Raw genomic sequence first — 25,411 nt, 5'->3', positions numbered from 1 at the left:
CAATATGGCAACTAAGAAAAAGACATCCCCGAAAAAGAAAAACAAAGCTGATGTGAGCCATCACATCAGAACATTTTGGAAGCTATTTGCAGGCTTCGTTCTATTTATAATTTTATTTTTCCTTTTGGCTTCCTGGGGTGTATTCGGAAGTCTTCCCGATGAGACCAGTCTTGAAAATCCTGAAAAAAACTTGGCAACCGAGATTATTTCTTCCGATGGCAAAACCATTGGAAAATTTTACAAAGAAAACCGAACCCCCGTTCCATTCGATACGTTGCCCGATCATTTGGTAAATGCTCTCATCGCTACCGAAGATGTGCGCTTTTACGACCACTCCGGCATCGATGGCAGGGGAACCATAAGGGCCGTTGCCTTTTTGGGCACGCGCGGCGGTGCCAGTACCATTACACAGCAGTTGGCCAAATTATTTTTTACAGATCAAAGAGCCTCTAATAAACTGGAAAGAGTTGTTCAAAAAGTAAAGGAGTGGATAATTGCCACTCGTTTGGAACGGCGCTATACCAAAGAGGAAATTATCACGATGTACTTCAACGAGTACGACTTTTTAAACCAGGCCGTAGGCATCGAGAGCGCCGCAAACATTTATTTCGACAAACCACCGTCGCAATTGAGCACTGCGGAAGCGGCAATGCTGGTGGGCATGTTCAAAAATTCCTCGCTCTTCAATCCAAACCGCAGACCGGAATTGGTGCGCGAAAGACGAAACGTGGTCTTGGCACAAATGGAGAAATATGATTTTATTTCGGAAAAGGTAATGGATTCATTACAGGCGCTTCCCTTGGGCTTAAAATTCACACCACAGGGCCATGACGAAGGAAGCGCGACCTATTTCCGTGAATATGCCCGTCATTTTATGGAAGATTGGATTCAGGAACATCCAAAGGCTGACGGCAGCAAATACAATATTTACCAAGATGGCCTAAAGGTATATGTAACCATAGACAGCAAGATGCAGGAATATGCCGAGGAGGCCGTAAGAAAGCATATGGCCCACCTTCAAAAGGCTTTTGACGAGCAGAACGAAAAGAACAAAACAGCTCCGTTCCGCGATATTACAGAAAAGGAAACCGAAAGCATTTTAAATTCCGCCATGCGGAAAAGCGACCGTTGGCGCGAAATGGCCAAGCAAGGCAAGGATGAGGAAGAAATCATAGAAAGCTTTAAGAAGAAAGTGCCCATGCGGGTTTTTTCTTGGAAAGGCGATATTGATACCGTAATGACCCCGCTGGATTCCATTCGGTACCACAAATCATTTTTACAGGCCGCCATGATGTCCATGACCCCACAGACCGGGGAGGTAAAAGCGTGGGTTGGAGGCATAGATTACAAACATTATAAATATGATATGGTAAAGAAAGGAAGACGCCAAATAGGTTCAACCTTTAAACCATTCGTGTACGCTACGGCCATAGACCAAATGCACATGTCGCCCTGCGATACCTTGCCCAACACCATGTACACCATTCCCGCGGGCAAACACAATTTATTGAAGCCGTGGGCGCCAAAAAATGCAGGAAACAGCTACGGTGGCATGGTTACTCTTAAATATGCCCTGGCAAACTCCATAAACACCATAACCGCGCGATTGATTGATCGCGTGGGCCCAGAACCCGTTATAGATTTGGTGGCGAAAATGGGCGTGGATACCGAGAATATGCCAGCCGTACCTTCCATAGCGCTGGGAACCCCAGATGTTTCCGTTTATGAAATGGTGGGCGCCTACAGCACCTTTGCAAATGAAGGCGTTTATGTGGAACCTATACTCATTCAGCGGATCGAAGATAAAAATGGAACCGTGCTTTACCAAAACGTTCCCAAAACCAAAGACGTAATCAGCAACGAAACCGCTTACGTTACCGTAAGTTTGATGGAAGGGGTAACACAATCCGGTTCTGGGGCGCGCCTAAGGGGCACCTGGGCAGTTAATTCGCCAATCTATAAAAAAGCTGTTACGGGATATCCGTACGATTTCAAAAATCCGATTGCCGGTAAAACAGGAACCACACAAAACAACAGCGATGGCTGGTTTATGGGAATGGTGCCAAACCTGGTAACGGGCGTTTGGGTAGGCGGCGACGATCGCGCCATACACTTCGGTTCCACGGCCTACGGGCAGGGTGCCACCATGGCATTGCCCATTTGGGCTATGTATATGAAAAGTTGCTATGCCGATGAGGATCTGGATGTTTCCACCGGCAACTTCAAACGACCTGCAAATCTTTCCATCGAGACCGATTGCTCCAAATGGCGCGAAGGCAATTCAGATGTCGAGGAAATTCCGGATGAATTCGATTTTTAAAGAATGTTCCTTTTATAATTATAAAAAACCTCACGCGTTTTGAAGCGCCGTGGGGTTTTTTTATAGGTTGAAATTTCGTAATTTTCAGAAAATTTCAAAAATGATAAAAAAGACAGTTGCAAACGTTCGCGAAGCCTGTGAAGGCATTGAAGACGGAATGACTTTTATGCTCGGCGGCTTTGGTCTCTGTGGCATCCCAGAAAATATTATTTCAGAATTGGTAAGGCGAAATGTTCAGAACGTTACCTGTATTTCAAACAATGCTGGAGTGGATGATTTTGGGCTTGGTCTTCTTCTGAAAAAACATCAAATAAAAAAAATGATTTCTTCGTATGTAGGAGAAAATGCCGAGTTTGAGCGCCAAATGCTCAGTGGCGAAATGGAAGTTGAACTCATTCCACAGGGCACTTTGGCACAACGCTGTGAAGCCGCCCGAAGTGGTATTCCTGCCTTTTTCACGCCCGCAGGTTATGGAACCGAAGTGGCCGAAGGAAAGGAAACCCGTGAATTCCACGGAAAAATGTATGTGATGGAAAAGGCCTTTGAGGCAGATTTTTCCTTTGTAAAAGCTTGGAAGGGCGATGAAGCCGGCAACCTCATCTTTAAGGGAACCGCAAGAAATTTCAACCCAGCCATGTGCGGTGCTGGAAAAATAACCGTTGCCGAGGTGGAAGAATTGGTTCCCGCTGGGGAATTGGACCCCAACCAAATCCATATCCCGGGAATTTTTGTCCAACGGATATTTCAAGGGGAAAAATACGAAAAGCGAATTGAGCAACTAACAGTTAGAAAAAGAAACTAATGGCCTTAACTAAAGAACAAATAGCGCAAAGAATAGCGAAAGAAGTAAAGGACGGTTACTACGTTAATCTGGGAATCGGCATCCCTACGCTGGTTGCAAACTTTGTGCGCGACGACATAAGCGTGGAATTCCAAAGCGAGAACGGAATCCTCGGCATGGGCCCTTTTCCGTATGAAGGTGAAGAAGACCCAGATTTAATAAACGCTGGCAAACAAACTATCACAGCCTTGCCCGGCGCTTCTTTTTTTGATTCGGCGATGAGTTTTGGAATGATTCGTGGGCAACATGTAGATTTAACAATACTTGGGGCAATGGAAGTTTCACAAAACGGCGATATTGCCAACTGGAAAATTCCCGGTAAAATGGTAAAGGGAATGGGCGGCGCCATGGACCTCGTAGCTTCGGCTGAGAATATTATCGTAGCAATGATGCACACCAACCGCGACGGCGAATCAAAATTACTAAAAGAGTGTAGTTTGCCGCTTACCGGTGTAAATTGTGTAAAAAAAATAGTTACAAATCTTGCTGTACTTGAAATCAAGGATGGAAAATTCCATTTACTTGAACGCGCTCCGGGAGTTTCCATAGAAGAAATCCAGCAAGCCACCGAGGGCGATTTAATAATAAACGGAGAAATTGCAGAGATGAAATTTTAACATCCTTTTCAAATTTTAAAATATCAAACCATGCACTGTCATGGTTTTTTTATGATAAAAAAAGGTGTAAAACTCTCGATATGTTAAATTTTAGTGCACTTCATCGAATATTAATGCTTTTTATCGCTTTATTGAAAATTCCTTCACATATTAGCAGTCCCAAATCTTACCAACTTAACCTCATATGGAAAAAGTAATTAGATCATTTAAAGGCACAAAGGAATTAGTACAAAATGTGCTTTTCATTTTTAAGAAAGTGTTTTTATTGGTCTAATCTTTTTTTATGGTTGTTTATGCCCCAAATCTGTCATAAACACAGATAAATTATTAAACCCGTTCTTCGTGAGGTTAGAACGGGTTTTTTATTGCTTAATTTTTAGACGCTTTAAATTCCCTTCGGGATTGCCTCAATAAGTTTTTTTGAATATGCTGTCTGCGGATTTTCGTAAATTTCATCGGCATCGCCCAATTCCTCTATCTTTCCTTTGTTCATTACCAAAAGCTGGTCCGACATATATTTTACTACTGCCAGATCGTGTGATATAAATATATAGGTGAAACCAAAATCCTTTTTCAATTCATTCAACAGGTTCAACACTTGCGCCTGCACCGAAATGTCCAAAGCCGAAACCGATTCATCACAAATTACCAGCTTGGGCTCAACCACAATCGTGCGAGCAATGCCTACCCGCTGCCGTTGCCCGCCCGAAAGCTCGTGTGGATAGCGGTAAAAATAACTTTCATCCAATCCCACTCTTTCAAGCAAGGCTAGCACCCGATCCTTTCTTTCCTTTTTAGTCTTTCCCAAACCGTGGACCTCCATCGGCTCCATCAGTGCCTGGCCTATCATTAAACGCGGATTGAGGGATGAATAGGGATCTTGAAAAATAATCTGTATCTCCTTCCGAAGATTTCTGATTTCAACTTTTGAAAGCCTTGTAAGTTCCTTTCCCCTATATTTTATGCTTCCTGAAGTTGCCTTTTCAAGCCGAAGAATGGTTTTTCCCAAAGTAGATTTTCCGCAACCCGATTCGCCCACGAGCCCCAAAGTTTCTCCTTCAAAAACCGAAAAACTAACGTTGTCCACGGCTTTTACTATTTCGGGCTTTGCAAAGATTCCAACATTGCTGAAATAGTATTTTTCCAAATTGGAAATTTCCAAAATAGGCACTTTGGTATAAATCTGTTTGTGTCTCTTTGCGCGTTCGGTAGCCTTCACTTCCCGCGGGACAAAGCTTTTATCGGCAATGGAGGCAATGGTGGGCAATTTTGCCAAACGAACACTTAGCGACGGTCGTGACGCCAAAAGCGCTTTGGTATATTCCGCTTTTGGGTGTTTGAAAATTTCATCGGTAGTTGCGTTTTCAACAATATCGCCTCTATACATAACCACCACCCTATCGGCAATTTCAGAAACCAAACTCAAATCGTGCGAGATAAAAATCATCGCCATTTTTGTTTCCTGCTGAATGGATTTCAAAAGTGAGAGGATTTCCTTTTGCACGGTTACGTCCAGCGCTGTGGTGGGTTCGTCGGCAATGAGCAGTTTTGGTTTACAGGCAATGGCCATGGCAATCATCACCCGCTGCATTTGCCCGCCGCTTATTTGGTGCGGATAACTGTTGTAAATATCGTTAGGTCTTGGCAGCTTTACCTTTTCAAATAGTGATATGGTTTCCTTTTTTGCTTCGGAAGCGTTCATCTTTAAATGAAGCCGGAGAATCTCTGCAACCTGAAAGCCACATTTCAGCGAAGGATTGAGCGCGCTCATAGGCTCCTGAAAAATCATTGCTATTTCCTTTCCTCTTATACTTCGAAATTCTTTTTCGGTGACTTTTAATAGCTCTTTTTCTCCAAAAAAAATATTCCCGGAAAGATTTGCTTGCTTTTTTGGCAATAGACCCATAATGGAAAGTGAAGTGACCGACTTACCCGAACCAGATTCACCCACTATTCCCACTATTTCATTTTCGAAAACATCAAAAGAAATTTGGTGTAAAACTTCAACAAGCTGTTTCCTATTTCCAAAGGAAACTGATAGTTCCTTAACCGATAACAATGGTTTTCCATTCATAATTCCAAAGATAGGATAAAAGGGAATATTAAAACTTTAACTGCCGTTCATCGAATAAAATTTCATCTTATCTAAAATTATCGTTCTTTTAATAGTTTTTTAACAAAACATCAAACCTATTTATTCACTAAATCTTATTTATTATGAAAAAAATTAACAAAATCGTTTTTCTATTTTCGTTGATCATCTTTGCGTTTTCCGGGGTGGTTTCTGCCCAAGACAAAAAAGATGAAAAGAGAAACGTAAAAGAACCACCAAGTCTAGTAGTTTTTGATGCCTCGCAATCCTATTCGCTTCAAAACTCCTCCCAAATTTTCAAGGAAGTTTTAAATCCATCCCCACAAACTTCCTTCACTACGCTAAAACAAGAACAAGATCCCCTAGGTTTTACACATCAAAAAATGCAGCAGTATTTTAAAGGTGTAAAAGTAGAATTTGCAACTGCCACCCTGAGCAGTAAAAATGGAACGGTACAAACTTTAAATTCTTCCTATTCCCCCATTGCTGAAGATTTTAATGTAACCCCATCCGTAAGCAATTCCCAGGCTTTGAACAATGCTATGGCACACGTAGGCGCCACAAAATATATGTGGCAAAATACTTCGGAAGCAGCTTTGGCAGATTATCAAAAGCCTTCGGGTGAATTGGTGGTTTTCCCTGCAATGAAGAATATTTCTGAAACCAACCGCCTAGCCTATAAGTTTGATATTTATGCTACGGCTCCGCTTTACAGAGCAGATGTTTATATTGATGCGAAAACGGGACAATTCATTTTTGAAAACAAGCGTATTCACCATGCCAATGTGCCAGCAACGGGAACCAGCCTTTATAACGGCACGGTGTCCTTTACGGCCGATAATGCCTCTGGCCCATACCGTTTGCGCCAAACAGCAGATGGCAGCGGAATACAGACCTTTGACCTGAACAATAGTACCAACTATAACAGCGCCGTGGATGTTACCAGCTCTTCAACAAATTTTACATCGAACCCAACGGGTGTTCAAGCCCATTTTGGCGCGGAGCGTACCCACAAATACTTCAGCCAAAAGCATGGAAGAAACTCCTACAACAATGCGGGAGCCATTATAAAATCGTACGTTAGCTATTCCTCAAATTATGTGAATGCATTTTGGGACGGTAGCCGAATGACTTACGGCGATGGGGATGGCGTAAACTATGGCCCATTGGTATCCTTGGATATTTGTGGCCACGAGATTGCACACGGCGTTACCGAATATTCCGCAAACCTTGTTTATAGCTATCAATCTGGAGCTTTGAATGAATCTTTTTCAGACATTTTCGGTGAATCAATTGAAAAGTTTGCCTCTGGAACAAACGACTGGCTTATGGGTGATGACATTGGTGCTGGCGGAAGCGGTGGTGCACTTCGCTCCATGAGCAACCCAAATGCCTATGGCGATCCAGACACGTATTTGGGAACCAATTGGTATTCCGGCTCAGGCGATAATGGCGGGGTACACATAAACTCCGGGGTGCAGAATTTTTGGTTTTATGTTCTATCCCTGGGTAAAAGCGGTACCAACGATTTAGGCAACAGCTATAACGTTACCGGAATCGGGATGGACAAAGCAGCTGCAATTGCCTACAGGAACCTAACTGTCTATTTGAATTCAAACTCACAGTACAGCGATGCAAGAAATGGCGCTATTCAAGCCGCAAGAGATCTTTACGGCGCAGATAGCCCAGAGGAAATTGCCACCACTAACGCTTGGTATGCTGTAGGTGTTGGCGCTCCATACGGTGGTGGTGGGGGAAGTAGCTATTGCGCTTCACAGGGTAACAATGTAAATGATGAATACATAAGCCGCGTACAGTTGAACACCATCAATAATGCTTCGGGCGCACAACTTTATTCAGATTTTACAAGTATTTCTACTACTTTAAACGAAGGCACCGCTTACACTATTACAGTAACTCCTACTTGGACAGGAACAACCTACAATGAAGGTTATGCCGTATGGATCGATTACAATGGTGATAACGATTTCGGTGATGCAGGCGAATTGGTCTGGTCCAAAGCCGCATCAAAAGACACTCCAAATAGCGGAACATTCACGGTGCCATCAGGAACTGTTGGCGGCGAAACAAGAATGAGGGTTTCGATGAAATACAACGGAATTCCAACTTCCTGTGAAACTTTCAGCTATGGTGAAGTAGAAGACTATACAATCAACTTGGGAGGCGCTGCACCAGATACGCAGGCTCCAACTGCGCCGGGAAGTCTGTCCGCTTCAAATGTAACCCAAACCACGCTTACACTTTCGTGGAATGCTTCCACAGACAATGTGGGCGTAACGGGCTACGACGTTTTCCAAGGCAGTACCAACTTAGGAAGCGTTGCAGGCACTTCAGCAAACATTACTGGATTGTCACCTGCTACCGCTTATTCCTTTAGAGTACGTGCACACGATGCGGCTGGCAACAATTCTGGCTTCAGCAATACTGTAAATGTTACCACTCTATCAAATACGGTTACATACTGTACTTCGCAAGGAAACAATACAAATGATGAATATATAGACAGGGTCCAACTGGGAAGCATTAATAATCTTTCTGGAAATAATGGTGGCTATGGAAATTTCACAAGTATTTCTACATCCTTAACCAAAGGAAGCAGCAATACCATAACCATAACTCCACGCTGGACCGGTAGAACGTACAGCGAAGCATACCGCGTATGGATTGACTATAACCAGGATGGCGACTTTAATGATGCTGGCGAGCAGGTTTACTCGCGCTCCAGAACTACTGCATCCTCAATTTCCGGTAGTTTTACAGTTCCTACATCTGCACTTTCGGGCGCAACCAGAATGCGCGTTTCTATGAAGTATAACGCAAATCCAACTTCTTGTGAAACTTTTACTTATGGTGAAGTGGAAGATTATACCGTGATCATCAGTAATTCAGTGAACCAAGGTATTTCTGGAGGTACAGGCTTCAACAGTTCAGAAATGTCCATTTATCCAAACCCTGCCAAACATACCCTTAACATCTCTTTGGTTGAGGCAAATGGAAAGGATTATGTAATCTATAACATTATGGGACAGGTTATTGGCAAAGGCCTTTATACTGAAAGCTTAGATGTTTCCTCATTGCGAAGTGGTGTTTATATGCTTGAAGTAAATACCCACAACAACAACAACAAGCTTATGAAACGTTTCATAAAAGAGTAGTTAATTAATATTGATAATAGAACGGCCTGTTTCAAAAATGAAACGGGCCGTTTACTTTATAAATATTCTTTTTAAAGAGGATCGCCTACTTTTATATCACATCTATGGCCTGGCTGCCCGTGGGGTGGGTTTACGCCATTGCCTGAAATGGCCGCCGGAGTAGCCTTGGTCTGATTCATCGCTGGCATAGATGTAGCGTCGGTGCCTCCAGCCGCCCCGTTCAAGGGAGCGCCCACTGGAATTTTGCAATCGTGGCCGGGCTGCCCGTGGGGCGGATTAACCGCACCACCGTTACTTGCTGCGTTTATAGTAGTAGAAGCCGGAGCGGCATTCTCCAAAGCTTGTTTCTTCTGTTCAAGGGTTGCCTCTTGGGTGGCTGCGGGCGTCTGTTCTGCTACCTTCTCATCCTTGCAGGACATAAAAAGAGGAAATGCCGCTACCATAGGGATTAAAAATGATTTTGGGATAAATTTTGAAAATGTCATAGAAGTATATTTGAATGTGGCCGGTAAAACTACTAAATTTTAGACAGAAAACCTTGCAGAATGATGTTGGCTCATAAAAGCGATTTAAACCGAAAGTATTTCGTCATCCCGCAACATTTCTTCATTGCGAAGTTTTAGGAAAATCTGTGCCACCGTAACCGCATCTTTTTCGCAATAGGTAATTATTCGGTCAATATCCTTTTCATCGTAATAAACGCTTCGCACTTGACTGCCATCAATATCGTCCTTTGGAGAAGGAATCCCGAGAACATGCGCCATCAATTTGAGGGAGGTAAAAGTCTTGTAATCGCCAAATTTCCATAATTCCAAAGTGTCCAAATGCGGTACCTCCCAAGGTTTTTTTCCGAAAAGATCTAGTTTAAAAGGAATGTCGATACTGTTAATAATCATTCTTCGCGCAATGTACGGAAAGTCAAACTCCTTGCCGTTATGCGCGCATAGGAGATGGTGTGGTTTGTTGAAATGGATTTCGAGCAAGGCCTTGAACTCCTTTAAAATGCTAATCTCATCGCCGTGAAAACTGGTTACGCGAAAATTGCGGACGTCGCCTTTCAACACAAAATAGCCTACGGATATGCAAACAATTTTACCAAACTCCGCCCAAATGCCTGCGCGCTCGTAAAACTCTTCCGCGGAAATTTCATCCTTCCTTTGGTATTGGCTTTTCAGCTCCCAAAGTGTTTTTGAGGTATCGTCCAGTTCATCAAAATTTTCGTACTGTGGCACGGTCTCAATATCCAAGAACAGGATATGCTCCAAGTTTATTCGCTTGATCATAATTCTGAAATTTTCAAACTGGGGAGATGCTTAAAGCTACGGAAAATTATTGATTCAAAAATAATTTCAATTTTTTATAAATTCTTTGAGGGATGCTGTCGTGTATCAAAAACCCGGACAATATATATCCTTTTCTTACCTATCCTATATGTTATTTTGCAATAGCCTTCAATTAGTTTTCTATAAGTGTGTTTTAAATGGTTAAAGGATTCGTCCACGGACCCTATTCGCTCAAAATCATATTCTGGATTTTCAAGCAGCAAGGTCCTTTCTCGAATACTATAGGAAATCTCTTTTGCTTTTTCGGTACCGTACAATACTTTATTGAAATGGAAGATTTTTTCCAAATCCCTCTTTGCACGATGCGTCCAATACGTAGGTTTTCCGTTCAATTCCAAGAATCGATAAAATCCTTCATTTCCTCTGAGCTGTATATTCTACCGGCCTTTATATCCGCCTCGCCATCCATTATCATTTTATCCATTTCAGATTTCTGAAGATATAGCTTAGCGAGTTTATAAAAGTTTTTTACGAAACTTTCGTCACCCTTTTCAATTAATTGATGAAGTTCTTCTTTTAATAGTGATGTATTCATCTGTCGTAAATTATTTTATAAGTAAATATACAAAATGAAACAATAGAATTAAGAGCCACCATTTTCAATCATCTCATAAACCTCCCTCACATAAACATAAAAATCACTGCTAAAAGGCAAATCGGTTTTATTGCCGCGTTTATGCCCCAAGCGTACGATAATTAAATCATCTTCGGGAATCACGATTACGTATTGTCCAAGAATACCTCGCATCACAAAAATTTTCCTTTCCAAATAATCGCTCAGCCAAAACCCATAACCGTATTCGGGGCTTTCCGCAAAGCGTGGTGCAATGGATTTTGCCACAAAAGCAGAATCCAAAATTTGTTGACCGTTCCACTTGCCGTACTCTTTATACAATTTCCCAAAACGTGCAAAATCCCTCGCATTGCTGCCAATACAGCAGTAGGCTTTTACCAATCTGTTTTCTTCATCATCCACTTGCCAAACCGCAGGATTTTCAAAGCCCAGCGGTTGCCAAAAACTTTCGTGTAAATAATCTGCCAACTTTTTATTTGTTGCTTTTTGGATAACCATTGCCAGAAGCTCCGTATTTCCGCTTAAATACTTAAAGCGAACGCCGGGCGTATCTACCACTTTCAATTTCAAGATAGTTTTGGCCAAATCGGCATCGTAGTATGCCCGCGCCGTCATCCCAAACGGATTGAAATACGATTCGTCCCAATTTAGCCCCGAAGCCATGGAAGAAAGATCGCCCACCGTCATTCCGGTTCCGGCATACTGCGGATAAAAATCGCCGACGGGCTGGCCTAAGCTTTTTATATATCCATCATTTATTGCCTTTCCCAGCAAAGCAGAAGTAACACTCTTCGCCATGGAAAAGGAATTGGTCTGCGAGTTTTTCGTGAAGCCGTCAAAATACTTTTCAAACCAAATGCTATCATTTTTTATAATTAAAAAAGCAACCGTTCCCAAAGTGTCGTTCATTTCAGAAAGAGCTTTGGTGGCCTCAACGCTGTTGTAATCTTTATGGAATGGCCAAGGCTGCGGGTCGCGGCTCGCGGGAATCGTCTCGTTTTCAAAAAATTTAAAATCGTCAATATAGGCCGTGGTGTGGCCGTGTAGATAGACCACCCAAATGCCTTTCAGAATATAGCCATACCCGCTAATGTAAAGGCCAAGTACCACGGCGACAAGCAATATAAAAAGCCACTTGAGGAAATTCTTGAAACGTTTCATCTTAAAAAAGCGATTGTTGGGGGGAAGGGCTTTCGAGCTCCAATAACCATTTCTTTCGGTGCAGACCGCCCGCATAGCCTGTGAGCGAACCATCGCTGCCAATAACCCGATGGCAGGGAATGACTATGGAAATAGGGTTCTTGCCGTTGGCCGAGGCAGCCGCACGGATTACTTTTGGGTCGCCCAACTTGTTCGCCATTTGTTGATAGGTGGTAGTTTCTCCGTAGGGTATGTTCAACAATTCCGTCCAAACCTTTTTTTGAAATTCGGTTCCTTCCGGCGAAAGCGGTATATCAAAAGTTTTTCGGGTGCCGTTAAAGTATTCCTCGAATTGTTTCTTCACACGCTGAATTTTCACACTTCCCAAACCATTGGCTACGGGAAGCGCTATTTCATCCTCAGGAAAAATAGCCGAAACCAATTCAAACTTTTCATTAAAGGAAAGCATTAATATCCCTATGGGAGTATCAACATAATCATCATAGCTCCTGTTCATCATCGCCCCGTTCCAGTTCTATATCTCTGTTAATCTCAATTCCCATCCGCTTTGCACGACGTTCCCAATTTTTACGAGCCTGTAACTGCATGTCCTCAATGCTGTCACTTTCGTCCATAATCTCAAGGCCCAGGAGCGTCTCAATAATATCTTCCATCGTAACAACGCCAATGGTATTTCCAAAATCATCAACCACCGATGCAATGTGAACGCGTTGCTTAATAAAGGTTTCAAATAGCTCTGGAATGGGTTTTTCTGCCGAAACCACAAAAATCTCCCGTTTTAAATCGCTTAAGAGCTTATCGCCGCGATCTTCCACAATTTCCTCAAGCACATCGTCACGAAGTACAAACCCCGTAATGTTGTGGGTTTTGTTTTTATACACTGGTATCCTCGAAAATCGAAGGCTTTTATGGTTTTGGTGAAATTCATCAAGGCTCTTAGTTTCATCTTCCAAAGTAACAACGGTAAAAGGCGTCATTACATCTTTGGCGTGCACGCTCTTAAAAACAAGTAGGTTTTTTATAACGGTAGTCTCACTTTCCTCAAAAACCCCTTCTTCCTCGGCGGCATCGGTTATGGCCATAAATTCCTCACGGCTCATCGTACTCACATGAGCCGATTTGCCCACCAAGCGCGTAATGAGCATCAGCAGCCACAGAATTCCCGTATATTTTAACGGGATAATTATTAGTTTTAGGAAAATAGCCGTAAACGGACCAAGTTTCTTCCAGTAGGTAGCGCCAATGGTTTTTGGGATAATTTCAGAAACCACCAATATAAGCATCGTCATTATTGCAGAGACAATTCCTACCAGATTCATCCCCCATAGCTCCACCTTATAAGGCAATTTTTCAGCTTGTACCCCAACCAAAATGGCACCAACGGTATGCGCAATGGTATTTAGGGTGAGGATTGCAATCAGCGGCTTGTCTATATCTTTTTTAAAATTGGTAAGGGTCGTGGCATAGACCTTTCCCGCCTGTGCCTTCATTCGTAAATAAGTGGGCGTAAAGCTAAGTAGCGCTGCCTCAAGGATAGAACACAAAAAGGAGAAGAAAATAGAAAGCACCGCATAAACAATCAGTAAGGTCATAGTTGGTTTTAGAAATTTTCATCTAAAATAAAGATTTATAACCTGATTTATGCGTAACACTTTGTTAATTGCATAAAAAAACCGCCACAATGGACGGTTTTCTTAAAAAGTGGTTTTACGAAGCCTTCAGCAAGGGCCTCAGCGTTCCCTCCCATCGCTTTGCGTCCTGCAGACAAACAAAAGGGTCTTTGGTATAGCCCTCTTCGTCGTTCTCAATGTAGAAAGGTATTTCTACCCTGCCCGTTTTCTCAAGCAGTTCCAGCCCTACCCAATCCAGTGTCTTTTCGGTCTGCTTAATGCTCTTGGCCCTGCAGTCGCGCACCTCGGTCATATCCACAATCTTAAAGTCTGCGCTGGGGTTGGTCTTTGAGGTGTAAACTAGTTTCTTTGAAGCCTCGTCAACAGCAATTACGCAGTTGCCTATCACTTCTATATTTTTTACCTGTATGCCCTTGGTCTGCGACAGTTGCGATACGGTTTTCTTTGCTTTTTTGTCCTGCCCGGTGGTATTAAGGATTAAATAACCTACGGGCACAAAAATCAATAACAATATAATTATCCCAATTAGGGTGGTGTTCATTTCCATGATGAATAAATTTTTAGGTGAATAAATTTGAATAAGAAAATGCTTGGAAACCAATCCAAACAAGCCGAAGCATGCTCAAAAAATCACCAAAAAAAATGGAAAGGAAACAGATGCCGGAAGATTAGCTCCCGTTTGTCCTTTAGGGTAAAGGACGAATTGATTAAAGAAGATTCGCGGACAAAGGAAAAATCCTGATTGGAATAAAATGTTCCAAACAATCCGAGCCCCAAATATTCATTCTGCGAAACCGTTTGCGAAACCTCCCCAATAGAAATTTCATTAAAAACAAAAGGCTTGTGGTCATCCTTCTGAAGTTCAGAAACAACGGTGTTCTTGCTCTTTTCGGAAAAGGTTTCGGCGGCAAAAGCCACATTCCCGAAAACCAGGAAAACGGCAATCGAGACCAGTAACCTACTTATATGTTTTTCAACATGTTTCACGCCGCAAATGTATGCGAAAAATGAATTCGGAAAGATAAAATTTTGCTAATTAATCAGTTTTACAGCATCTTTGGCGAAATAGCTCGCAATCATTGAGGCTCCAGCGCGTTTTATGGCGGTAACCTGTTCCAGCATTACGGCATCGTGGTCTATCCAACCCTTTTCGGCCGCTGCTTTTAGCATCGCGTATTCGCCGCTTACTTGATAAACCGCCACGGGAACATTTACGGCATCCTTAATCTCACGGACGATGTCCAAATAACAAAGTCCGGGTTTTACCATCACAATATCTGCGCCCTCGTCAATGTCCATCAAGGTTTCGCGAATGGCCTCTTCCCGGTTGCCGTAATCCATTTGGTAAGTTTTTTTATCCTTCGGAATATCCTTAACATCCACTGGAGCTGAATCCAACGCGTCCCGGAACGGCCCGTAAAATGCCGAAGCATATTTGGCGCTGTACGCCATAATCGCGGTATCGCAGAAACCTTCGTCCTCTAAAAGGGTTCTGATTTCAAAAATGCGTCCGTCCATCATATCGCTGGGCGCAACCACATCCGCACCCGCAATGGCGTGGCTTAGGGACATTTCAGCCAAGACCGCATTGGTATCGTCATTTAAAACTTTCCCTTCGGAAATAATTCCGTCGTGCCCATATACTGAAAACGGATCCAGGGCCACATCGGTCATCACAATCATTTCGGGAACGGCATCCTTCACCGTTTTTATGGCGCGTTGCATCAATCCATCAGCATTTAAGGCTTCCTTTCCGCTATTGTCCTTCAGTTTATCATCAACTTTCACAAAAAGCAAAACCGATTTCAAACCGAGCTCCCAAAGCTCTTTTACCTCTTTTTGAAGATTATCCAAACTCAGTCTGTAATAGTTAGGCATCGAGGCAATTTCTTCCTTTACGCCCTTTCCTTCCACCACAAAAAGTGGCACAATAAAATCATTGGGGCTTATAATAGTTTCACGAACCAGGCTTCGCATACTTTCATTGGTTCGCAGTCTTCGGTTTCTTCTTAGTGGGTACATAATCTTAATTTTTTTGTCAGGTCGAGCGCCGTCGAGGCCTAATTAATTTTTAATTCCTTTTCCCAGATTTTTAAAAATTGATCAAATCTGGAATCATTTTCTGTAAACTTCCGTGTAATTACGGCCCATTCTTTAAATTTTTTCAGATTCTTTTCTAAATAATAGGATTGTGCCATATTTATAGCCATTTCACTTTTCTGAAATTTATCATCAGTCAAATTAATTCCTTTTTTATAAATTTTTTCAGCATTTTCATTTTGTCCAATATTTTTTAAAGAGAAACCTAATTCACGATAAAATAAAAAGTTGTTTGGATCATTTTTAATTGCTTCTTGAAGGATTAGAATCGCTTGATTAAAATCATGCAAGGCATTATATGCATATGCAAGTTCAAATTCAAGCCCTGCATAATGTGGATCTAGCACGTAGGCCTTTTTTAGAGGGTTAAGAGCCAAATTGTTTGCACCCACATGATTATAATGATATCCAATATTTTTTAAATAGGATACTTTTGTTGAATCTGCTTTGTATACCGAAAGCCATTCAGGGAATTTTGGTAATTCTAACTGGGTAAGTTGACTATCTGAAAGTACTGCAACATCAGTAGTTGTTTCTACAAGTCTTGATTTTAAGCCAGCCTCAATCTTCCTTGGTAATTTTTTAAGACCACTATCCGTTTCTATAAACTTCGATTCATAATTAAAAGTAAAACCCGCCGTATCGTCCAAATAAATAAATCCGAAGATATAAGATGTATCAGTTGCTTTTTTGGGAAATGCTATCCACTTATCTACAGCATTATAATATTTAGTGTCAAAACTAAGTTCTTGTGGATTAGATTGTGAAAACCCAATTGTAATTGTTAATAGCAAGACTGATAAAACATATTTCATAATATCTCAAATTTAAATTTTTAGCCATTTTTTCGGCTTTTTCAAAACCTCCACAAGTTTTGCTTCCTCACTTCCAGACTTCGGTTGATGGTCGTATTTCCATTGAACTACCGGCGGCAAACTCATCAAAATGCTTTCAATTCGGCCATTTGTTTTTAGGCCGAAAAGCGTGCCTTTATCGTGAACTAAATTAAACTCAACATAACGGCCACGGCGTATTTCCTGCCAAGTTCTGTTTTCTTCGGAATAGGGAAGGTTTTTTCTTTTTTCAACAATGGGAAGATAACATTCCAAGAAACTGTTGCCAACTTCGGTTACGAAATTGTACCAATCCTGCATTTTCATCGTGTCCGTTTCTTTTAAATAATCAAAGAAAAGACCACCAATTCCTCTCGCTTCTTCGCGATGCGCATTCCAAAAATACTCGTCGCAGCGCTTTTTATAAGTTTCATAAAAATCCGGATTATGCCTTTCGCAAGCAGTTTTGCAGACTTGATGAAAATGTTTGGCATCTTCTTCAAACAAATAATAGGGCGTTAAATCCTGTCCGCCGCCAAACCAGCTGTCCACGATTGTTCCTTCGGAATTGTACATTTCAAAATAACGCCAGTTTGCGTGTACCGTTGGTACCATCGGACTTTTTGGGTGAAGCACCAAACTGAGGCCGCAAGCAAAGAAATCGGCATCCTTTACGCCGAAATATTGCTGCATACTCTCCGGAAGTTTTCCATGGACTTCACTAATGTTCACCCCGCCTTTTTCGAAAACTGCTCCGTTTTCGATCACTCGGGTTTGGCCGCCGCCGCCTTCCGCACGTGTCCATTTGTCTTCCTTGAATTTTGCTTTACCGTCAATTTCCTCCAAAGCGGAAGTAATTTCATTCTGCAAATTCTTTATATATGCTACAAATTTTTCTTTCATCACCATGCCCGCGTAGGCGGGTATCTTTTAATTTTTATCCAAATCTCTATTAAAACCAATTTGCTTGGTCGTTTCCAAAACCTTTAATGTCTCCGTACTCGCCGCCGTCACCGAAAGTGGCAATACAAGAATAATCCCAATCACCGGAATCAAAAGCATCAGCATAAAAATCATGCCGTTGCCGATTGCCAAGCCGCGGTTTCTTTTAACAAACTCGATACTTTCGGTATATTTATAATGCCGTTCCAACGTATAATCCATATTCCCGAAACCTGCGTAATAGCTCTGCACCAAAAACAAAAGTACCGAAGAAATTATTCCCACAACGGGTATAAACCCTATCAAGATTATCGGGAGTGTGAGCAATAGCTCCATCAGTAAATTCCTTAAGTTTATTCGGACGCCACGCCAAAGCTGCTGCGCGTTTGAAGTATTTCTATGGGAATGGTTTTCGCCATAAAAATGCTTTTCAATTTTTTCTGAAACCGGACTCATAAAGGGTGCGCTCAATGCCATTACAATATGCCGATATAGAATAATTCCCAAAGCAATGATTATAAGTGCGCCAATAAAATCGCTAATAGTCCGGAACGTTTCGGCGCCCCATTCCCAAAACCAGATTTTTGAAATAAAGGCTCCCAGATTATCGCTCAAGCCCCAAGCGGAAAACCCAATTAAAACAGCGGTCAAAAAACTAATGGCCATCGGGATGCCGAAGTACTTCCAAAGTCCGAGTTTGCCAATGAGCTTGAAAGTGCCTGCGTATGCCTTTATGCCTTTTAGAATGTTTTTGACCATTTTCCTAAATCCAAACCTAACAGGTTCCGAAAACCCGTTAGGTTCTTTTCAATCGATATAAACTAATTTATCCTCAATACTTTTAACCTCTTCAACCGTTAAAACTTTTACCGCTTCCGAAGCTCTTTGTTTTAAAAATGAAACCGTTTCCGCTTCGTTTCTGTCTTTTATCTGCTCAAAATAACGAAGTCCCATTGCATTATTGTGCAAATCCATGGCGCGTTCCAACGCTTTGTTTGGCGAAAAATCCTCGTGCCAATCGGTAAACTGCTTTGCCCAAGCTTTTGCCTTTTGTTCGTTGTTTTGCCATTTCAGGCACTTTTTGGTTATCAAAATCACCCAAAGCGCATGCCGGAATGCATTTGCCGGATTTCCCAAATGATGCTTGCTGCCGTACTCTCTTTCTGCAATTGCCATACATTTCTTCGTGGCGAAAATGGTCGGAAAGGTGTACAACGGATTCCTAAGAAAAAGACCAAGCAACCCAAAGAGCTGCCTGAAATCCAGATTTCTTACAATCCGCCAAAGCATCTATTCCTGTTTGTATTCCTTCACCGCTTCAATAAAAGCACCTGCATTTTTAAGTGGAATATTGGGCAGGATTCCGTGGCCCAAATTCACGATATAACGGTCTTTCCCGAATTCATCGATCATCTGCTTCACCATCTTTTTTATTTCGGATGGCGGACTGAAAAGGCGCGTTGGGTCGAAATTTCCTTGTAATGTAATCTTTCCGCCAGTCAAATAGCGAGCGTTTCTTGGGGAACAGGTCCAATCTACCCCCAAAGCCGATGCACCGCTTTTCGCCATAGTGTCCAACGCAAACCAGCAACCTTTCCCAAAGGCGATAACGGGCGTTTCATCTTTTAGCGCATCAATTATTTGCTGCATATATTGCCAGCTGAATTCCTGATAATCCGTGGGCGAAAGCATCCCGCCCCAACTGTCAAAAACCTGCACGGCGTTTACGCCAGCTTTTACCTTTTCCTTTAGATATAGAATGGTGGTATCGGTTATTTTTTGAAGCAGTTCGTGGGCCAATACGGGTTGGGTAAAGCAGAATTCCTTCGCCTTATCAAAGTTTTTAGAGCCTTGCCCCTGCACGCAATAACAAAGAATGGTCCACGGACTACCCGCAAAACCGATCAACGGAACTTCGTCGTTCAGTTTTTCTTTCGTCATCTTTATGGCTTCCATTACATAGCCGAGGGTTTCGTTGATGTCCGGCACAGTTACGCGTTCCAAATCCTTTTTCGAGCGGATTGGATCCGGCAACCAGGGGCCAACGCCGGGTTTCATCTCAACGTGAATGTTCATCGCCTGCGGAATTACCAAAATATCGCTGAACAAAATAGCAGCGTCCATGCCGTATCTGCGAATGGGCTGCACGGTAATTTCACTTGCAAGTTCTGGGGTTTGGCAACGCGTGAAAAAATCGTATTTCGCTTTTATCTCCTGAAATTCGGGCAAGTATCTTCCGGCTTGACGCATCATCCAAACAGGTGGCCGCTCCACGGTTTCGCCGCGGAGGGCTTTTAAGAATAAATCGTTCTTTATCATAAGCTTTAGTTCAAACCTAACGGGTTTTTAAAAACCTGTTAGGTATATAATTTCTATGTTTTTAATTTTTTGACTGTTTTGGCAATTACGCTTTCCACGGTTGTGGCATTAGCAATAACCACATTTTCGGAATATTTTTTTGCTTCGGAAGCAGTTGTTGTGCCAATACAAACGAATGTTGGTTGATCATTAATGAGATTGCTTCGTTCCTCGCAATAACTTCTTACTCCACTTGGACTGAAAAACAAGATTGCATCAAACTGCCTTTCAAATTTCTTCGGATTCAACGTTGTTTTATATACTTCAATTTCTTCAAAAGCGATATGGTTTTCCTTCAATTTTGAGGGAATTTCATCGCTTCGGATGTTTCCGCAGAAAAAGTGAAAGGAATCATTTTTGTGGTTTTCAACTAAATACGAAGCCAATTCGGAAGCATATTCGGTCATTTTAACCACTTTGAAACCGTTTTCCTCCAAAAGCGATTTCGTCTTTTCACCCACGCAAAACATCCTCACCCCCGACCCCTCTCCTTCCAAAGGAGAGGGGAGATGGTCTTTTTCATTTAAATAGGCCTTTACAGCATTTTGACTTGTGAAAATAGCATTTTCCACAGTATTCGGTGCTCTAAAAGGAACAAATTCAATGTTTATGGCATTGTAATCTACGAGAGAAATTCCGGCGTTCACGAGCAGTTCCCTTTGAGAAGGACTCAATTTTTTTGTTGAGAGAACGCTTTTCATTTCAATGAAATTTAAAATACTTACTTATTGATCTGGCTCTTGATTTGCGCCATCAATTCGCTGCCGCCATTTTTCAAAATCTGCAAGGCACATTCCTTTCCAAAATGTAGGTAATCGGTCTTGGCCACAGCCTTTTCAATCTCCAATTTTTCCTTTCCGTCCAAAGAAAATAGGCAGCCCTTTAGGAGGACCTTGTCCTCAATTATTTCAGCAAACGCACCGATTGGCGCGGTACAGCCACCTTCGAGAGTTCTTAAAAATTCGCGTTCTATATGGGTGCAGATTTCGGAAGCGGGATCATTTAATTTTGAAGTGGCTTCCTTGCAAAAATCATCATTTTCCAAAGTTACAATAACCATTGCGCCCTGTGCCGGGGCGGGAAGCATCCAGTCTAAAACCTCCCAAAAAGCCTCCCCAACCCCTCCAAAGGAGGGGCTTTTTATGTTCGCTTTGCTCACATATCCTAATCTCTGTAAACCAGCTTTTGCGAAAATTGCACCTTGCCAGTCATTATCACTTAATTTTTGAAGTCGGGTATTTACGTTTCCTCGTAAATCCACAACTTTATGATGCGGATATCGATTTAACCATTGTGCGTGACGGCGTAAACTTCCGGTAGCAATCGTGCATGGTTTTTCGAAATCTATTACATTCTTTGTCACCAAAATATCTTCGGAAGAGGCGCGCGCCAAAACAGCGGTCTGCACGATGCCATTGGGCAATTGCGTGGGCACGTCCTTCATACTGTGTACTGCAATGTCCACCGTGCCTTTTATCATTGCGACGTCCAGCGTTTTGGTGAAAATGCCGGTAATGCCCATTTCGTAAAGGGGCTTGTCCAGCACCAAGTCGCCTTCAGACTTTACGGGAACCAGCTGGGTGGTATAGCCCAAAGCCTCAAGTTTGGATTTTACGGTGTTGGCTTGCCAAAGTGCAAGTTCACTGTCGCGGGTGCCAATTCGGATTGTTTTTTTCAAGATTAGGCAGTTTCAAGTTGGAAAACCCTTCGGATGAGTTCTATACTTTCGGCAGCGCCTTCCTCGCCTTTTAGGTGATTGGCGAAATGTGTAGTTATTTTTTGGATAAGACGGTCGCTGATTATTTCGGCTTGGGCCTCGTTGAAACCATCAATCTTTTTGCGTTGATAGTCAATTTCACCTTCCTTAATTTCCAACAGCTTACTTTTAAGGGCCTTAATGGTAGGCGCAAACTTTCGGTTGTCTGCCCACTGATTGAATTCCTTTTCTATTTCGGCTATTATTTTCTTCGCCTGCGGAAGTTGGGCCGCCCGTTTTTCAAGGGTATTGTCCGTTACCGCAGAAAGATGGTCCATATGCACCAGGGTAACCAATTCGTTCTCCAAGACATCCTCGGAAACGTTTTTCGGAATCGAGAGGTCCAGGATAAGCAATGGTCTCTTCAAGTACAGAAGCTCTTTGGAAATAGTAGGCTGTTGCGCGCCAGTAGCGACGACAAGCACATCGGACTGGGCTATTTCGCTTTGTATATCGGCATAGTCCTTCACCACCAAATTGAATTTGCCGGCCACTTTCTCGGCCTTTTCCTTGGTGCGGTTTATAAGGGTGATATGGTCATTTTTGGTATGCTTGATCAGGTTTTCGCAGGTATTTCTACCTATTTTCCCGGTGCCGAAGAGCAATATGTTCTTTTCGGAAATATGGGGCACGCGCGACATTATGTATTGCACGGCCGCAAAGCTCACCGAGGTAGCGCCGGAGGAAATCTCCGTTTCATTCTTTATACGCTTGCTGGCCTGGATGACCGCATTGGCAAGCCGCTCCATAAACGGATTGATGATGTCGTGTTTTTTGGACTCGCGGAAAGCATTTCGCAGTTGGCTTATAATTTCAAAATCGCCTAAAATCTGGCTATCCAGCCCCGTACCAACCGTAAATAGATGCGATACGGCATCGCGGTTTTTATAGATATAGGCTACTTTTTCAAACTCCTCCACCGTGCCGTTGGTGTGCTCGCAGAGCAATTTTATAATTTGGTATGGATGCTGTGCAAAGCCGTAAAGCTCGGTGCGGTTGCAAGTGGAAATTACGGTAAGGGAAGGAATGCCGTCTGCTTTGGCCTGAAGGAGTATTTTTTCCTTCGCAATATCACTAATGCTGAAGTGGCCACGGATTTCGGCATCTGCTTTTTTGTAGTTTAGGCCGATGGCGTAAAAATTGCCTTCGAGGGATTGGCCAGAATATGTTTTCAAGTTTTCCATATAAAACAGGAGCAAATGTAAGCGCATTGTTTTTTAAAAAATAACGCCAGCGGTATCTTTTATGTCGTTGGCTGTTAAAAAAGGGCAAAATATGACAATTATCATATTTTTACCCCTAAATTCGCGGTTTCAGGACAAAGTTAACACTATTTAATTTAGAACTATTCTAAATAGAAAACATTCAGAATTGATATGGAAGCATCAAAAAATGTCGCTCAAAGTTTACCCGCCAAGGAGATAGGTTTTTATGAAGAAACAACGATTTCACCCGGGTTTTTCATCTTAAAATTCAACAGTGAAACCGATGATAACCAAACTTTTAAGCGGGAAGTGAGTTCCAATTTCATCCAGTTTCATTTCTGTATAAAGGGCTCGGCTTCCTTTGTTTTTAACGAAGGAAATTACAAACTGCCCATACAGGAAGGGAATTCGTTGTTGCTCTATAATCCGCAACGCGATTTGCCGCTGGATCTGTCGCTTAACCCACATTCGTGGGTGCTCTCGGTATTGCTTCCCATCAATAAATTCCACAGTCTTTTTTCAACCGAAGCCGATTATATCACTTTTTTGAGCGAGGAGAACAAGGACCGAAAATATTATAAAGATTCGCAGATTTCGCCTTCCATGGCCATAGTGCTGAACCAGTTGATGAACTACAACCTGCACCCCACCATAAAACCCCTTTATTTTAAGGCGAAGGCATACGAGCTGCTAAGCCTGTACTTTAACCGTCCCGCCGATGCCGATGTGGAGCAGTGCCCCTTTTTGGCCGATGAGGACAACGTTTCAAAAATAAAAAAGGCGAAGCAGATAATCATTGCGCGCATGGCGGAACCCCCTACCCTCCAACAGCTGGCAGACGAAATAAACCTACCGCTGAACAAACTGAAGGAAGGGTTTAAGCAGGTATATGGCGATTCGGTGTTCAGTTTTCTGTTTGACTATAAAATGGAGGTGGCGCGGCAGCTTTTGGCCACGGGCTCGCACAATGTGAATGAAGTGGGATTGAAAGTAGGCTACAGCACTTCCAGCCACTTTATTGCTGCCTTTAAGAAGAAGTTCGGCACTACGCCCAAGAAGTTTTTGATGGGGCTGAACGTATAGGACGTTTTCAGAATTGACTTCCAGCACAACCGTTTCATGGCAAAAATCGATCAAAAATTTATCCGCAGTGGCCGCAATCGGCTTCGCCCGTGAGTTGGCCCTGAGCATCCACTGCATAATTGCAGCATTCCTGAAAATTGGTTTTTAAAATTTCCTTTGCCCGTCGCAATCTGGCCTTTAGATTGGGAAGGCTAATGTCCAGTATATCGGCTGCCTCGGCCTGCTTTTTGCCTTCCACATATACAAGCTGTACCGCGCGGAAATAGGTTTCGGGCAATTCGTCCAAGAAGCGGTCGAAACAACAAAAAGCATTCTCCTGACGAGAAAATTCCGTCAATTCGGGCCCTTCGAGTGGGGCATAGGAGGCTTCCCGATTTGTATAATTGGCAAGCTCGTTGCGCGCAATGCGAAAGGCCCACGATTTGGCGCTACCCTTATCGCGGAGTTGGTGGATGTGGGAGTGGATCTTTAAAAAGGTATTTTGAAAAATATCCTGCGCCTTGGCACGGTCATTTACCCTCTTTAAGATAAAGAAGTAGATGCCATCGCCATAGCGTTGCCAAAGGGTTTGTGTGTCCATAGCACTTCAAAAATAAGGAAAGGTTGGCACAATGGCCAACCTATTCGCTATTTAACAGCAACTGCATTTGGTACAATTGCAACTATTGCACGGACATTGGGCGTCGCGGCAATTGCCACAGTTGCATTTTTGGCATTCGCATTGGGTACATTCACAAGTATTCATAACTTAACTATTTTATGGGTTTTATAGGAAGACCGAAAAGGAGGGAAAAGGATACATTTTTTTCTAAATATTTTTACATAAATGAACTTGGGTGGGACCATTTCCTTCTTGGCATTTTAATAGGAAACGGCACTATTTTACAGGCCATATCTATGGTGGGTGCAGTGTTTTAACGGACTACGGTTTAACGGATATAAAATAGCAGATAGGCTTTTTCAAATTTGTTATGGCTCCAACGATTATTTCATTAGCGGAAAAATTTAACTCATTTCCCCCCACGCTGTTAAAATAAATTTAAGGTTGTTTTGTATTGTCAACATTCAAACTAATTTTAGGCTAAACCAAAAAAAATATAAGCATGAAAAATTTAGAAGAACTTTTTGAACATCAGCTAAAGGATTTATATAGCGCTGAAGATCAATTGACAAAAGCTTTGCCTAAAATGGTGAAGAATGCCCACAACTCGAAGTTGAAAAAGGCTTTTGAGGACCATTTGGAGGAAACTAAGGAACACAAGGCCCGACTGGAGGAAATCTGTGACGAATTGGATATAGATCCAAAAGGGGAAACCTGTAAGGCCATGAAAGGTTTAATCAAGGAAGCCGAAGACTTTCTTGATGAGGTAAAGGATCCT

At 42.5% G+C, this 25,411-nt stretch carries 26 protein-coding genes; 6 read left to right on the top strand and 20 right to left on the bottom strand.

The features are described 5' to 3' along the window. Window positions 1–4 precede the first annotated feature (4 nt). The 3 genes from MB09_RS00130 (at window position 5) to MB09_RS00120 (ending at window position 3,778) form a co-directional block, all read left to right on the top strand. A complete protein-coding gene (locus MB09_RS00130; protein ID WP_045078851.1) occupies window positions 5–2,320 on the top strand; it encodes a penicillin-binding protein 1A in 2,316 nt (771 codons plus the stop codon). A 100-nt stretch (window positions 2,321–2,420) separates the two neighbouring features. Further along, entirely contained in the window at window positions 2,421–3,122 is a 702-nt protein-coding gene (locus tag MB09_RS00125; protein ID WP_045078850.1) for a CoA transferase subunit A, read from the top strand. Continuing rightward, window positions 3,122–3,778, top strand: a complete 657-nt coding sequence (locus MB09_RS00120) for a CoA transferase subunit B (protein WP_045078849.1) — start codon at window positions 3,122–3,124, stop codon at window positions 3,776–3,778. The genes MB09_RS00125 and MB09_RS00120 overlap by 1 nt, the downstream gene beginning before the upstream one ends. Window positions 3,779–4,163: 385 nt before the next feature. Here the strand turns inward: MB09_RS00120 and MB09_RS00115 are convergent, their stop codons facing one another. Continuing rightward, on the bottom strand, window positions 4,164–5,852 hold the full coding sequence (locus MB09_RS00115) for an ABC transporter ATP-binding protein (protein ID WP_045078848.1): 1,689 nt from the start codon (window positions 5,850–5,852) through the stop codon (window positions 4,164–4,166). 143 nt (window positions 5,853–5,995) lie between these two features. Between MB09_RS00115 and MB09_RS00110 the strand changes: the two genes are divergently transcribed. Continuing rightward, on the top strand, window positions 5,996–9,046 hold the full coding sequence (locus tag MB09_RS00110; RefSeq protein WP_052671260.1) for a M4 family metallopeptidase: 3,051 nt from the start codon (window positions 5,996–5,998) through the stop codon (window positions 9,044–9,046). Between the two features lie 71 nt (window positions 9,047–9,117). Here the strand turns inward: MB09_RS00110 and MB09_RS00105 are convergent, their stop codons facing one another. The 18 genes from MB09_RS00105 to hemA all read right to left on the bottom strand — a co-directional run bounded on the left by MB09_RS00105 (window position 9,118) and on the right by hemA (window position 22,928). Continuing rightward, a complete protein-coding gene (locus MB09_RS00105) occupies window positions 9,118–9,531 on the bottom strand; it encodes a hypothetical protein (RefSeq protein WP_045078846.1) in 414 nt (137 codons plus the stop codon). An 84-nt stretch (window positions 9,532–9,615) separates the two neighbouring features. Further along, window positions 9,616–10,329: a 3'-5' exonuclease gene (locus MB09_RS00100; protein ID WP_045078845.1), complete on the bottom strand. Its 714-nt coding sequence runs from the start codon at window positions 10,327–10,329 to the stop codon at window positions 9,616–9,618. 74 nt (window positions 10,330–10,403) lie between these two features. Further along, window positions 10,404–10,721, bottom strand: a complete 318-nt coding sequence (locus MB09_RS00095; RefSeq protein WP_262987119.1) for a type II toxin-antitoxin system RelE/ParE family toxin — start codon at window positions 10,719–10,721, stop codon at window positions 10,404–10,406. Next, window positions 10,718–10,924 carry a hypothetical protein gene (locus MB09_RS00090; protein WP_045078843.1) on the bottom strand — a complete coding sequence of 69 codons (207 nt, stop codon included), beginning with the start codon at window positions 10,922–10,924 and terminating at the stop codon, window positions 10,718–10,720. Before MB09_RS00090 ends, MB09_RS00095 begins: the two co-directional genes overlap by 4 nt. A 48-nt stretch (window positions 10,925–10,972) precedes the next feature. Next, window positions 10,973–12,124 (bottom strand): serine hydrolase domain-containing protein, encoded by a 1,152-nt coding sequence (locus tag MB09_RS00085; RefSeq protein WP_045078842.1) that lies wholly within the window; start codon window positions 12,122–12,124, stop codon window positions 10,973–10,975. A 1-nt stretch (window position 12,125) separates the two neighbouring features. Further along, complete coding sequence (locus MB09_RS00080) at window positions 12,126–12,623, bottom strand: methylated-DNA--[protein]-cysteine S-methyltransferase (RefSeq protein WP_045078841.1); 498 nt, start codon at window positions 12,621–12,623, stop codon at window positions 12,126–12,128. Continuing rightward, window positions 12,604–13,716 (bottom strand): CNNM domain-containing protein, encoded by a 1,113-nt coding sequence (locus MB09_RS00075; RefSeq protein WP_045078840.1) that lies wholly within the window; start codon window positions 13,714–13,716, stop codon window positions 12,604–12,606. Before MB09_RS00075 ends, MB09_RS00080 begins: the two co-directional genes overlap by 20 nt. A 115-nt stretch (window positions 13,717–13,831) precedes the next feature. After that, window positions 13,832–14,296: a hypothetical protein gene (locus MB09_RS00070; protein WP_131459783.1), complete on the bottom strand. Its 465-nt coding sequence runs from the start codon at window positions 14,294–14,296 to the stop codon at window positions 13,832–13,834. An 89-nt stretch (window positions 14,297–14,385) separates the two neighbouring features. Continuing rightward, window positions 14,386–14,742, bottom strand: coding sequence for a hypothetical protein (locus tag MB09_RS00065; RefSeq protein WP_045078838.1), 357 nt, complete (start codon window positions 14,740–14,742; stop codon window positions 14,386–14,388). 45 nt (window positions 14,743–14,787) lie between these two features. Beyond that, the gene (gene hemB, locus MB09_RS00060; RefSeq protein WP_045078837.1) at window positions 14,788–15,777 is read right to left on the bottom strand and encodes a porphobilinogen synthase; all 990 of its coding nucleotides are present in this window, start codon (window positions 15,775–15,777) and stop codon (window positions 14,788–14,790) included. A gap of 38 nt (window positions 15,778–15,815) precedes the next feature. After that, window positions 15,816–16,670 (bottom strand): tetratricopeptide repeat protein, encoded by an 855-nt coding sequence (locus MB09_RS00055; RefSeq protein WP_045078836.1) that lies wholly within the window; start codon window positions 16,668–16,670, stop codon window positions 15,816–15,818. Window positions 16,671–16,682: 12 nt separating this feature from the next. Continuing rightward, the gene (gene hemF, locus MB09_RS00050) at window positions 16,683–17,591 is read right to left on the bottom strand and encodes an oxygen-dependent coproporphyrinogen oxidase (RefSeq protein ID WP_045079300.1); all 909 of its coding nucleotides are present in this window, start codon (window positions 17,589–17,591) and stop codon (window positions 16,683–16,685) included. Between the two features lie 27 nt (window positions 17,592–17,618). Continuing rightward, window positions 17,619–18,389, bottom strand: a complete 771-nt coding sequence (locus MB09_RS00045; protein ID WP_045078835.1) for an EI24 domain-containing protein — start codon at window positions 18,387–18,389, stop codon at window positions 17,619–17,621. A 48-nt stretch (window positions 18,390–18,437) separates the two neighbouring features. Continuing rightward, window positions 18,438–18,920 (bottom strand): DUF6973 domain-containing protein, encoded by a 483-nt coding sequence (locus MB09_RS00040; RefSeq protein ID WP_052671258.1) that lies wholly within the window; start codon window positions 18,918–18,920, stop codon window positions 18,438–18,440. Next, window positions 18,921–19,949 (bottom strand): uroporphyrinogen decarboxylase, encoded by a 1,029-nt coding sequence (gene hemE, locus MB09_RS00035; protein WP_045078834.1) that lies wholly within the window; start codon window positions 19,947–19,949, stop codon window positions 18,921–18,923. It lies immediately after the preceding gene. A 53-nt stretch (window positions 19,950–20,002) separates the two neighbouring features. Then, on the bottom strand, window positions 20,003–20,689 hold the full coding sequence (locus MB09_RS00030; RefSeq protein WP_045078833.1) for a uroporphyrinogen-III synthase: 687 nt from the start codon (window positions 20,687–20,689) through the stop codon (window positions 20,003–20,005). 20 nt (window positions 20,690–20,709) lie between these two features. Continuing rightward, entirely contained in the window at window positions 20,710–21,666 is a 957-nt protein-coding gene (gene hemC / locus MB09_RS00025; RefSeq protein ID WP_045078832.1) for a hydroxymethylbilane synthase, read from the bottom strand. A 2-nt stretch (window positions 21,667–21,668) separates the two neighbouring features. Further along, window positions 21,669–22,928: a glutamyl-tRNA reductase gene (gene hemA, locus MB09_RS00020; protein WP_045078831.1), complete on the bottom strand. Its 1,260-nt coding sequence runs from the start codon at window positions 22,926–22,928 to the stop codon at window positions 21,669–21,671. A 192-nt stretch (window positions 22,929–23,120) separates the two neighbouring features. Between hemA and MB09_RS00015 the strand changes: the two genes are divergently transcribed. Next, the gene (locus tag MB09_RS00015; RefSeq protein ID WP_045078830.1) at window positions 23,121–24,032 is read left to right on the top strand and encodes a helix-turn-helix transcriptional regulator; all 912 of its coding nucleotides are present in this window, start codon (window positions 23,121–23,123) and stop codon (window positions 24,030–24,032) included. 58 nt (window positions 24,033–24,090) lie between these two features. Here the strand turns inward: MB09_RS00015 and MB09_RS00010 are convergent, their stop codons facing one another. Beyond that, window positions 24,091–24,612, bottom strand: coding sequence for a sigma-70 family RNA polymerase sigma factor (locus MB09_RS00010; protein WP_045078829.1), 522 nt, complete (start codon window positions 24,610–24,612; stop codon window positions 24,091–24,093). Between the two features lie 523 nt (window positions 24,613–25,135). On the opposite strand from MB09_RS00010, the gene MB09_RS00005 reads away from it, so the two are divergent. Continuing rightward, window positions 25,136–25,411: YciE/YciF ferroxidase family protein (locus MB09_RS00005; RefSeq protein ID WP_045078828.1), on the top strand; the 276-nt coding region annotated here is incomplete at its 3' end.

Origin of the sequence: Aequorivita vladivostokensis, assembly GCF_000952855.1 — a bacterium.
Lineage (GTDB): Bacteria > Bacteroidota > Bacteroidia > Flavobacteriales > Flavobacteriaceae > Aequorivita > Aequorivita vladivostokensis.
The sequence above is the reverse complement of the archived record's forward strand: the minus strand, read 5'-3'. Positions and strand labels throughout refer to the sequence as shown.